An 11,500-nucleotide genomic window follows, 5' to 3' on the forward strand; every position below is an offset into this window, starting at 1 on the left:
CTAGGCTGCCCTAGGGGAGCCGGAATTTCGATTGTACCTGACCTCAAACGATCGTTTGAAGTCGCCTGACATAAGGGGTCTTTTAAGGGTTGGCCAGGGCGGCTTCCAGTGTTGCGCGGGCCTTTTCGAAGGAAAAATGGTCACGGATATTGCGTAAACCACCGTCGGAGAGACGGAGCCAGAGGTCTGGATCGTCGTAAAGGCACAGGATGGCCGAGGCGAAACTTGCCCCGTCATCAGCAACAAGCACGCTCTCGCCGCGCTCAAGGTTCATGCCCTCCGAGGCGATAGTGCTGGCCACGACCGGAAGGCCGTGGCTCATCGCCATATTGACCTTGCCCTTGACACCAGCGCCGTATCGAAGTGGTGCTAGCGCAATACGTGATCGCTCCATCCAGGGACCTAAATCGGCTACGCGGCCATGGATATGCACACCAGGGAGATCGAGCCGGCGTTGCTCGCTCTCAGGGATATCGCCAATCAGGTGAAGCTCAATGTCGGGTCGCTGCTGTCGAATGCGGGGATAGATGTCGTCGACGAGCCAGTTCACGGCATCGATGTTTGGTGGGTGAGCGAAGCCCCCCACAAACACCAGCCCCTCGCGTTCTTGATAAGCGTGCGTCCTGCCAAATAGTTCGTGCACATTGGAGAGTAGCTCCACGCGTGCCTCCGGAACTTCTGCCGCGATCAGCTTCTGCTCGACCGGACTGACCACGAATGTGATGTCGCTTGCGCGAATAAGCGAGAGCTCGGTTTCTCGTGAGGCTTGGGCCTGCTTTGCAAGTGCCGGGTTGTCATCATGTGCGGCGGCGCGCTGTTCTCGCAAAAAGTGTAGATCGACTGTGTCGAACAGCAGCTTCGCCTTTGGTGCCATTTTTCGGATCAGCGGAAGATGTGGTGCCATCACGTAGTGACGACACAACATCACGGCGTCCAGGGATTTGCCCTCGTGCGCGAGCCAAGCGGGTAGGGCCGGTGCCCAGGGTTTGCAGAGCACACGTACGCCCATGGCGCCGAGCCGAGAGATCTCTGCGGGCGTGGACCGACGATTGTCGGCCATAAAGGTGACGCGCCACCCCATTTCTCGGAGCAGTCGCATGATGTTGACGAGACGTAGTGAACCAGAGTCCCGATTCGGGTCGGGCGTTAGAGCATCGACGATAAGGATATGACGATGCCCATGCAGCAGAGCTTGGTCGACGCTCAGCTTGCGAGATGGCTGATCCTTTAGCGCAAGCGCCCACTTCTCGCAAAATTTTCCATTGTTCACGGCCTGGTAGCGCTTAACGCCACTGAACGGATCCAGCCCGGAACTGATGCCTTCGAAATGTACGACTACGCTGGCGGGTTCGTAGACTACGCGCTTGCCGGTCGCACGCACGGCAAAAGCCAGATCCATGTCCTCGCAGTAAGCCGGCGCATAGCGCGCATCGAAACCTCCGACTTGGTCGAAAAGGTTGCGCGAAATCAGTAACGCAGCGCCCGATACATAGTCGACGTCGCGACGGTAGAGATACTGTGGATCTTCTCGCTGCCCGAAGCGTCCGACGTTCCAACCTTGGCCATCAGCGAAGACAATGCAGCCGGCCTCTTGGAGGCGACCGTCCGGGTACACCAGTCGGCTGCCCACAATGCCGCAATCAGGTTCGTTGGCATGAGTGGCCACAAGCGTATCCAGCCAGCCCGGCATGACCTGTGTGTCGTTATTGAGAAAGAACAGCAGCGCGCCCCTGGCAGCCCGCGCACCGGCATTGCAGGTGCCGATGAAGCCGAGGTTCTGTTCATTGCGCAGGACGCGTAACCCCGGGATGTTGGAGAGCACGTGGTACGTGTCATCGGGCGACGCGTCGTCCACCACAATGACTTCGAAGGGCGTTTCTGCGCCTGCGCGCGCGATGGAGCGCAGGCAGGTAAGCGTCCAGTCGAGTTTGCCATGCACGGGAATGATGACAGACACCGTTGGTGTGGCCGAGCAGGGCATATCGGTGGGGGCTACGGCACTCACGTTGTCCAGCGTCAGCGCTGCATCTTCGGTGAGAGGGCTCTGAAACTCTTGGCGAATACGATCTATGGTGCCTTTGAGGCCCCTTTGCGCCAGGCTCCCTCTGACTCGCTTCAGCGTGTATCCAAGCTGTTGGAGCTTCCAGCCAACGTGAGAAGACATCAGGTGCTTCAATCCAGGGATGGGCTACGCCCCAACATGCAATAATCGCATGTGGCTCGTGGGCCATTCAATTCGGCGCGTTCAGCTTTCTGCCGTACTAGAGGGGTCATTGCTGCTTTGCAGTAATGTAATTCTCGGCGACTTTATCTGTCCCGGAACCGATCCCTTAGCAAATGTCGGCGGGGCGGAAGGGTGGCTGTGGCATTTGTCGTCGTGAAGGTGGGAGGTGCTAATGCCCTGTGGAACAAAGGCGTCATGAGCCGACGGTTTAGACTGCATTTAAGTCGTGCTTGGCAGGGCCTGAGGCGCGACGGTTGGGTGCGGACTTGGGATCGGAGTAGTGACTTTCTGCGCCGGATGGTGCCTTGGACGCCACGCCATGCATTGGTCCGTCCGAGCGCGGCATGCATTGATGCCTTGACCGAGGTGCCTTGCGCCGAGTCCCCGCTGGTAAGCATCGTTATTCCGGTCTTCAACAAAGTGGAATATACGCTTGAGTGCCTCGCCGCGCTGGTCGCAAGTGGCGATGCCACGAACTACGAGGCCATTGTGGTGGACGACGGCTCATCGGATGCGACTGCCGATCGAGTGTCCGGGTTGAAGGGGGTTCGTTATACACGCAATCCCAGTAACGAGGGCTTCATTGGAAGCTGCAATCGCGGTGCGGAGCTCGCCCGTGGTGAGTTCCTGGTTTTCCTTAACAACGACACCGCCGTGCAGCCGGGATGGCTGGATGCAATGGTTTCCACGTTTCAAGCGCACCCCAAGGCCGGGCTAGTCGGCGCGAAGCTGCTTTATGGCGACGGTACGCTGCAGGAGGCTGGGGGCATCCTTTACAAGGATGGGCGAGGCGGCAATTACGGTCGCTTCGATGCGGCGCTCGATCCGCGTTACACCCACGTGAGAGAAGTTGACTACTGTTCGGGGGCTGCCATTGCCATCCGAAAGGAGCTATTCGAACAACTTGGTCGTTTCGATGATCGCTACCGTCCCGCCTATTACGAAGACGCCGACCTCGCCATGCGAGTGCGCGAGGCCGGCTACAAGGTGCTGTATCAGCCACACTCGGTTGTCATTCATTTCGAGGGCATTACTTCCGGAACCTCGGAGGCGGGGGGAGTGAAGGCCTATCAGGTGCGGAACAGGGAAGTGTTTCTCGAACGCTGGCGCGAGCGCCTGCTTAGCGATCACCCGGCGTGGGGCCTGCCACTCGATCTGGCGGTGGCGCGAGGCCAGGCTACGTTGATGGTCTTTGACGATGGGGATGCTGCTGTCAAATCGGCGGCCGTCATCACCCATCTTCTGGCCGACGGGCGGTCACTTATGGTGTTAATGAAAGGCGGCACGCTACCCTCGTCGTGGCAGCATCAATGGGAGCAGCAAGGGGTAGAAATCTGGTCTGGATATTGGCGCACCGGGCTTCGCGGATGGGTTCGTCGATACGGCTCCCGCGTGGCCGAGGTTCGTGTCACCTCCGACGCGGACGCGAGTACGTTTGGACGTCTATGGCGCGCGCGTCCGGAGGTCAGGGTTGTGCGCATGGACAACCCATGACAAATACGGAACTGGGGTCAAGCGATAGTGCCTTGGCCCCAGATGAGATCAGAGATTCTGGTAATTCGGACCCGAACCACCTTCCGGTGTCACCCAGTTGATGATCTGGTACGGGTCCTTGATATCGCAGGTCTTGCAGTGAACGCAGTTGGCGGCGTTGATCTGCAGGCGCTTGCCCTGGCTTCCATCAGGCATGGCGTCGTCAACGATCTCGTAGACGCCCGCGGGGCAGAAGCGAGTGCAAGGGTTGCCGTACTCGACGGCGCACTTGGTCACGCACACATTGGTGTCGGATACGTGTAGGTGGATGGGCTGGTCTTCGTCGTGCTCGGTGGCGGCAAAGTAGACACCCGCCAGACGGTCGCGCGGCGGCAACTCACGTGGCTGCACGTAGTCCCGCTTGGGCTCCTCGCATTCACCGAGCTTGTGCAACGACGACCAGTCGGCCTTGTTCTTGAGCGTCCAGGGTGACGCACCGCCAAGTGTGGTTTCCCAGGCGGCGTTCAACATGCCGAACCACAGACCCTTCTTGAAACCGGGCTTGATGTTGCGGACCTTCTTGAGTTCGGCCATCACGTCCGATGCACGTAGCTTGGCATCGAACCCGGCAGCGTTCAGGTCGTTGGCCACCAGGTGTTCGGCGGCGAGCATGCCGCTCTTGATGGCCTGATGCGTGCCCTTGATCTTGGGCACATTGAGCAGGCCGGCAGTGTCGCCGATCAGCAACGCGCCGGGCATTTCAAGCTTCGGCAGCGACTGATATCCGCCCGTCACGATGGCGCGTGCGCCGGCTGAAAGAATGCTGCCGCCGTCGAGCAGCGATTTCACCGAGGGATGATTCTTCCATTGCTGGAACGCCTCCCACGGCTGGTAGTTCGGGTCGCTGTAGTCGAGACCGCTGACGTAGCCCAGCGCGATGCGATCCTTGTCCAAGTGGTACAGGAAGCTGCCGCCGTAGGTATGGTTGTCAGCCGGCCACCCGAAGCTGTGCACGATCTTGCCGGGCTGCACGCGGACGGCGGGCACCTGCCACAGCTCCTTGATGCCGATGGAGTAACCCTGCGGATCGCTATCCTTGTCCAGCTCGAAGCGTTTGATCAGCTGCTTGGTGAGGCTGCCACGCGCACCTTCCGCCAGCACTGTGACTTTCGCCTTGATATCGATGCCCTGCGTGTAACCCGCTTTGTGGGAACCGTCCTTCGCGACGCCCATGTCGCCGATGCGTACGCCGGCCACGGAGCCATCATCGTTATAGATAGTGTCGGCTGCGGCAAAGCCGGGAAATACATCCACGCCGAGCGCTTCCGCCTGCGGAGCCAGCCATGCGCACATGGCACCCAGTGACACGATGACGTTGCCGTGGTTGTTCATCCCCGGCGGCACCGGCAGCTTGCGGGCGCCGGTCTTGCTGAGCAGCCAGAACTCGTCCTCAGTTGCGGGCACGCAGATCGGCGGCGGATTGTCGCGCCAGCCTGGTAGCAGTGCATCCAGCGGCTGCGGTTCGATCACTGCGCCTGAGAGGATCTGGGCGCCGATGGTCGATGCCTTTTCGATCACGCAGACTGTGGTTTCCGGCTTGAGCTGCTTGAGGCGGATGGCGAACGAGAGCCCGGAGGGGCCCGCGCCAACGACGACGACGTCGTATTCCATGATTTCGCGGTCGCTCATGGCGGACTCCAACGGGCTAGGGCGGCACGATACCGTTCACAGAGGTATGGAACGGGCAAGCAGGCATTGTCCGGGTTCGGGCCACCGGGGGCAACGGTGGCCGGATCCTTGCAAAGCCTTCATCCGCAGAGGCCATAATCCACTCAAGGCAAGCCAGGGAAGCGAGTATGAATATGCAACCAGCCATCAGCGAACGTGATCTGCGCAGGGCCACCATGTGCCAGTTGCTGCATTGGCTCGCGGTGGAGCGCGTGCAGCCGCAGGGGCTGGCAGAGACTTATCTGGAAGCCATTGAGCGCATCAATCCTCAACTCAATGCCTATGTCGGCCTGAGCTCGCCCATGCTGCAAGAGCAGGCTCTTGCGGCGCAGCATAGGCGTCGCGATGGCGTCATCGGTCGGCTCGACGGTATTCCCATCGCACTCAAAGACAACTTTGACGTAGCCGGATGGTCTACCAGTGCCGGTCTCGCCGGTCGCCACCAGCCGGTGGCGGATGATGCGCACGTCGTATCACGCCTGCGCGCTTCGGGCGCGGTGTTGGTTGGCAAGACCAATATGGACGAAGGCGCGCTCGGTGCGGTCACTAACAATCCGCACTTCGGTGCGACGCACAATCCGCACCGCCATGGCTATACCGCGGGTGGTTCATCCGGCGGTGCCGCCGCTGCCGTGGCCGCGGGGTTGGCCGTCGCGGCGATCGGCTCGGATAGCCTTGGCTCAGTTCGCATTCCCGCGAGCTATTGCGGTGTTTACGCACTTAAGCCGACGCATGGGGAAATCTCCGCGCGCGGGATGGTGCCCGCTGCGCGGCGTCTGGATACCGTAGGGTTGCTCGCGCGCAGCGCGGATGACCTCACCGTGTTGCTGCAGGTGTTAGCTGGCTACGATGCCGACGATCCGCGCTCTCGCCGTCGGCGCGTGGCGCTCTCGCCGCCGGACTGGGAGCCGGGACGCCTGCGTGCTGGTTTCCTGCCGAATCTGACAGCGCTCGGTGTGCATCAGGACGTGGTGAACGTCTTCGAAGAGGCGCTGGCAAAATGGCCGCGGGAACTGGGCGAACGTCGCACGGTGGATTTCGCGGACTGGGACTTCGCCCGCACGCGGCGTGCCGGCCTGTTGCTGATGGAAGCGGAGATGCTGGGCACGTTTGCCGCCGATCTGGCCGACACCGGTCAGCGCGCGTCTGAGCACTTCCGGCGCTTGCTGAGTTACGCCGACAGCAAAAGCGCCGCCGACTACGCGGCCGCCGACCGTGTGCTCGATGCCGCCACGCTCAAGATGCGCCGGCTGTTCGCGCAGATCGACGTGCTGGTGTTACCCACCACGCCGCAGGGCGCATTTCCGCTGGACGGACCCGTGCCTGACTCACAGGCGGATCTCACCAGCTTTGCCAGCCTGGCCGGCTGTCCCGCCGTAAGCATTCCCATGGGCTACTTGCCGGATGGCATGCCGATCGGTTTGCAACTCGTCGGTGCGCGCGGATCGGATCTGCGGCTGCTCGAGCTTGCATCGGTGTGTGCGGCGACGTTGGATGTGGAGCCGACGTTTCCTGCCATTCGTTGATGCAGCGCGGAGGCGGCGGCATGGGCCTGTTCGATCAGACGACATCTGAGGGCTGGCAATCGCTACCACTCCCGGACGCGGAGCTTTCGTTGTGGCCGCATTGGTTGGGTGAGGCTGAAGCCTGTGCCTTGCTGACCGATCTGCAGGCGACGATTCCATGGGAGGTCCATCGCATTCGCATCTTCGGACGGGAGGTGGATTCTCCCCGTCTCAGCTGCTGGATCGGCGATGAGGATGCGAGCTACGTCTATTCGCGTACGCGCTTTGACCCGCATCCGTGGACGCCAGTACTGGCTTCACTGCGTGATCGCGTGGCCCACGCCTGCGGCGCGCGCTTCAATAGCGTGCTCGCCAACCTCTACCGCAGTGGCCAGGACTCGATGGGCTGGCATAGCGATGACGAGCCTGAGTTGGGGGTGCAGCCGGTCATCGCTTCCCTCAGTCTTGGCGCCGCGCGGCGTTTTCGTCTCAAGCCTCGTGATGAGGGCGGGCGTGGCAATGTGCTGGGCATAGAACTGGGCCATGGCAGCTTGCTGCGCATGGCAGGTCATACGCAACGGCTTTACATGCATGACCTGCCAAAGACGAGCGCGGCCGTGGGGCCGCGACTCAATCTGACGTTCCGCTGGGTGGATGCGTCGAGGCGCTAGGGCTAGTCGCCTAGTTCGCGTGTGCGTCGCGGCCGTCCAACGGCTGCTGTAGCGTCCAGTTCACCAGCTGTGAGGCAAGCGTGTCGGTTGCCTGCCCGAAAGCGGTAACGACCTGTGGCACGGCGGTGCCACTCACCGGCTGACTGATATCAAAGCGGCGGCTGGCTACGATGCGTAGGCCGTTGCTTTTCACCAGCCGCGCATCGAAGCGGATCACCACCACGGGTTGGCCGTTCTCATAAACGGTTTGGAACGCACGCAGGTCGCCGGACAGGAAATAGTCCGCCTGCAGGCTGGTTTCATCGCTACTGAGGCCGGTGATGCGCCCGTTATCGCGGAAGGCATCGACAAAGCGATTGCGGAGCAGGGTGGTGGCCGAGTCGCTCCAGCGCGCGCCCTTGTAGACGCTCATCGTGTCGCCTTGCGGCTGCACTGTGATGCGCGAGCTGTCGATCATGCGCTCTGCTTGAGGTGTGTCGACGCGCAGTGACCAGTTCACCGTTGCGCCGCCGTCATGCGGCAGCGGCGTGGCGGGCAGCCGATAGATTTGTTGGGGTTCCGACTTTGGGAGCACGGAACAGGCGCTCAACAGGGCGATCGCCGTCCCGGCGAAAAGATGGGCGAGCAACTTCATGGCTCAAACTCCTTGTTGCGTTCGCGGCCGAGCAGGAAGCCGGCCGGGTTGTCGTCGAAGCGCCGCGAGATGCCGCGCAGCGAACCAGCGGCGTCGCGCAGCTCGCGCACGGCTGGCCCCAGTTCGCTGAAGCCCTGCAGGCCGCCGTTGATGGCGGCGTTGTTGTTGTCGAGTATCCGTTGGATATCGGCGGCGGAGTGTTCGAGCGAAGCCATGGCCTTGCTCGCACTGTCCAGCGTGGCGCGTCCCTGGTTGTCGACCAGGCCATTGGCGTTGCGGATCAGTTTGTCGGTCTGCGCCAGCGTGTCGTTCGCCTGCTTGCTGGCCTGCGCCAGTTGCTGCAGGAGCTGGCGGATGTCGTCGCGCTGGCCGGCGATGGCTCCTGTTGCCTGGTCCAAATGCTCCAGCGTGCGGCTGATGCGATCGGTGTTCTCCGGCGACAACAGCATGTTGGCCCGCGCCACCACTTCATTGATGTTGGTCACCAAGTCCTCGCCATTGGCGAGGATGCGGCTGAGCGGCGATGGGTCGGCCACGATGACTGGCGGCTGGCCATCGCGCGATTCCAGCGACGGGCTGCCCGGCGAGCCGCCACTGAGCTGGATGATCGACAGGCCGGTGACGCCAGTCATCGTGAGCTTGGCGTGGGTGTCCTGCTTCACCGGTGTATCGCCACCGACGCGGATGCGCGCCAGCACTTTGCGGGGGTCTTTGGGGTCGAGCTTGAGCTGGGTGACGTCACCCACCTTGATGCCGTTGTACTGCACGGCGCTGCCCTGCGAGAGGCCGCTCACTGCTTCGTTGAACACCACTTGGTATTCCGCGAACTGGCGATCGGAGCTGGACTTGGCAAGCCATAGCGCAAACAGCAGCGCGGCAGCGACCACGATCACCGTGAATAGGCCAATGAGTACGTGATGGGCACGCGTTTCCATGTCACTTCACCTCGGTAGATGTATCGCGCTCGTGCGCTTCTTCGGCGGCGCGGCCGCGCGGGCCGTGAAAATAAGCCTGCACCCACGGATCGGGGCATTGCGCGACTTCGTCGAGTGGGCCGACCACCAGCACTTTCTTTTGAGAAAGGACGGCCACGCGGTCACAGATCGTGTACAGCGTGTCCAGATCGTGCGTGACCAAGAAAACGGTCAGACCCAGGGCATCGCGCAGGGTCAGGATCAGCTGGTCGAATGCGGCGGCGCTGATCGGATCCAGGCCTGCGGTCGGTTCGTCCAGAAAGAGGATCTCCGGATCCAGTGCCAGGGCACGCGCGAGCGCCGCGCGCTTCACCATGCCGCCCGACAGTTCGGAGGGGTACTTCGTCTCGGCACTTGCCGGCAGGCCCGCCAATGCCAGCTTCACGCCACCGAGTTGCTGCGCGTCAGGGCGCTGGAGGCCCGCGTGCTCAATCAGCGGCATCGCCACGTTCTCCACGATATTCAGCGAGGAGAACAGCGCGCCATTCTGGAACAGCACGCCGAAGCGTCGTTCTACACGTGAGCGTTGATCGGGAGACAGGTCCAGCAGGTCTTGCCCGAACACCCGAACCTGCCCGGAGGTAGGGCGGCGCAATCCCACGATGCTGCGTAGGAGTACCGATTTGCCGGTACCCGACCCGCCAACCACGCCAAGGATTTCGCCGCGGCGGACGTCCAGATCCAGATGCTCGTGCACGGTCTGTGTGCCGAAGCGATTTACCAGGTCGCGTACCTGGATGACGTTATCGACCGGCTGAGATTTCGCGACGGCGTTCACCAGCCCATCTCCATATAAAAGAGTGCGGCCACCGCATCGAGCAGGATCACCACGAAGATCGACTGCACCACGGCCGAGGTGGTGTGTTCGCCGACGGACTCGGCGCTGCCGCTCACCTTGAACCCCTCCAGGCAACCGATGACGGCGATCAGGAAAGCGAATATCGGTGCCTTGGCGATACCGACAAGGAAGTGCTGCACGCCGATGTCGGACTTGACCACGTTGACGAACATCACCGGCGGTATGCCGAGTACGAGCGCGCATACCAGGCCGCCGCCCACCAGTCCGGCGATCATCGCGAGGAAGGTGAGCAAGGGAAGCGACACGAGCATGGCCAGTACGCGGGGGAGCACCAGCAGCTCCATCGGGTCCAGGCCGAGCGCTCGGATGGCATCGATTTCCTCGTTCGCCTTCATCGATCCGATCTGCGCGGTAAATGCGCTGGCGGTCCGGCCGGCCATCAGGATGGCGGTAAGGAGCACACCAAACTCGCGCAGGAACGAATACGCCACCAGGTCCACCGTATAGATAGTGGCGCCGAAGTCAGCGAGCACGGTAGAGCCGAGGAAGGCCACGACCGCGCCCACCATGAAGGTCAGCAGTACCACGATGGGGACGGCGTCCAGGCCGGTTTCCTCCACGTGTGAGACCAGCGACGTAACCCGCCAGCGGCGCGGGCGCAAGATCGTTTTCGACAGGCTTTCCAGGGTCAGTCCGACGAAGCCGAGCAGGCGTACCTGCTGGTGCCAGACGCCCTCCATGGTCGCGCCGATGCGCGCCAACAATTCGGTCACCGTGTTGTGGCGGCGCGTGGTCCGCGGCTCCACATAACCGGCCATAGCCTTGCCAACCGTTTGCAGCAAAGCACGTTGCGCGGCGGGCAGGGCGGGGTCGTCGGTGGCCAGGTCGCTGAGTCGATTCGCTCCCAGCAGCCCAGCCAGCAGCGCGGCGCCGGCGGTGTCCAGCGTACCTAGCGCGCTCAGGTCGATGGGGGTGTGCTGGTCCAGTCGGCTCTTCAGCGCGTCGACTGCGCGCTCAAGCGTGGCGTAGTGAGCCAGCGTCCAGTCGCCGGCCACGCGCAGGCGTGGTGGCGTGGTCGTGGCATCGAGTTGTGCGCTTCCTGTCGCCATCGATGTACTCATGGGCCGCGATCTTAATGGAGTGTCGCCCAGGGCAGGTGACGAAATGATGGTGAGGTCATCGGAGATCGTGCTGAAGCGTTTCCCTAGACCTTGTGGCCTTTGAGAGCCTGTTCAATGTCTCCACGCAGCCCGCGTTGTTCGCCCCAAGCGCCCAGCGAGCGGGCTGCAGCGCAGTGCCTGACTGGTGGTCAGTGGTGGTCAGGTCAAGCTGCGGACCGCTCGCTGGGCGCTTGGGGCGAACAACCCTTCGGGCCGAGTCTGTTTGCCCACAGGTCGGCGTCATCACTCAGTCGTGTACGGACGTACACTCCTTCGTTCTTCCTTGTCCTGCGCGCAAACAGCTCCCGGCGCGGGCCACGTGGAGACATTGA

At 62.2% G+C, this 11,500-nt stretch carries 9 protein-coding genes; 3 read left to right on the forward strand and 6 right to left on the reverse strand.

Annotated features, from left to right (window positions below):
• Nucleotides 1-82 precede the first annotated feature (82 nt).
• Nucleotides 83-2,164 carry a glycosyltransferase gene (locus tag DyAD56_RS07090; RefSeq protein ID WP_102302041.1) on the reverse strand — a complete coding sequence of 694 codons (2,082 nt, stop codon included), beginning with the start codon at nt 2,162-2,164 and terminating at the stop codon, nt 83-85.
• Nucleotides 2,165-2,590: 426 nt separating this feature from the next.
• Here DyAD56_RS07090 and DyAD56_RS07095 point away from each other — a divergent pair, with 426 nt between their 5' ends.
• Entirely contained in the window at nt 2,591-3,718 is a 1,128-nt protein-coding gene (locus DyAD56_RS07095) for a glycosyltransferase family 2 protein (RefSeq protein WP_233202329.1), read from the forward strand.
• A gap of 48 nt (nt 3,719-3,766) precedes the next feature.
• Here the strand turns inward: DyAD56_RS07095 and DyAD56_RS07100 are convergent, their stop codons facing one another.
• Nucleotides 3,767-5,386 (reverse strand): electron transfer flavoprotein-ubiquinone oxidoreductase, encoded by a 1,620-nt coding sequence (locus DyAD56_RS07100; protein ID WP_102302043.1) that lies wholly within the window; start codon nt 5,384-5,386, stop codon nt 3,767-3,769.
• A gap of 167 nt (nt 5,387-5,553) precedes the next feature.
• On the opposite strand from DyAD56_RS07100, the gene DyAD56_RS07105 reads away from it, so the two are divergent.
• Both DyAD56_RS07105 and DyAD56_RS07110 read left to right on the forward strand, forming a co-directional pair.
• A complete protein-coding gene (locus DyAD56_RS07105) occupies nt 5,554-6,951 on the forward strand; it encodes an amidase (RefSeq protein WP_102302044.1) in 1,398 nt (465 codons plus the stop codon).
• Nucleotides 6,952-6,971: 20 nt separating this feature from the next.
• Nucleotides 6,972-7,601, forward strand: a complete 630-nt coding sequence (locus DyAD56_RS07110; RefSeq protein ID WP_102302169.1) for an alpha-ketoglutarate-dependent dioxygenase AlkB — start codon at nt 6,972-6,974, stop codon at nt 7,599-7,601.
• A 10-nt stretch (nt 7,602-7,611) separates the two neighbouring features.
• On the opposite strand, the gene DyAD56_RS07115 is transcribed toward DyAD56_RS07110, so the two are convergent.
• Genes DyAD56_RS07115 through DyAD56_RS07130 form a run of 4 tightly spaced genes read right to left on the reverse strand, consistent with a single transcriptional unit; the run spans nt 7,612 to nt 11,129 of the window.
• On the reverse strand, nt 7,612-8,235 hold the full coding sequence (locus DyAD56_RS07115) for an ABC-type transport auxiliary lipoprotein family protein (protein WP_102302045.1): 624 nt from the start codon (nt 8,233-8,235) through the stop codon (nt 7,612-7,614).
• Nucleotides 8,232-9,170 carry an MlaD family protein gene (locus DyAD56_RS07120; protein WP_102302046.1) on the reverse strand — a complete coding sequence of 313 codons (939 nt, stop codon included), beginning with the start codon at nt 9,168-9,170 and terminating at the stop codon, nt 8,232-8,234. Before DyAD56_RS07120 ends, DyAD56_RS07115 begins: the two co-directional genes overlap by 4 nt.
• Before the next feature lies 1 nt (nt 9,171).
• Entirely contained in the window at nt 9,172-9,987 is an 816-nt protein-coding gene (locus DyAD56_RS07125) for an ABC transporter ATP-binding protein (RefSeq protein ID WP_102302047.1), read from the reverse strand.
• Nucleotides 9,984-11,129 carry an ABC transporter permease gene (locus tag DyAD56_RS07130; protein WP_233202318.1) on the reverse strand — a complete coding sequence of 382 codons (1,146 nt, stop codon included), beginning with the start codon at nt 11,127-11,129 and terminating at the stop codon, nt 9,984-9,986. Before DyAD56_RS07130 ends, DyAD56_RS07125 begins: the two co-directional genes overlap by 4 nt.
• Nucleotides 11,130-11,500: the final 371 nt, after the last annotated feature.

The sequence above is a fragment of the Dyella sp. AD56 genome (assembly GCF_002878475.1).
GTDB lineage: Bacteria > Pseudomonadota > Gammaproteobacteria > Xanthomonadales > Rhodanobacteraceae > Dyella.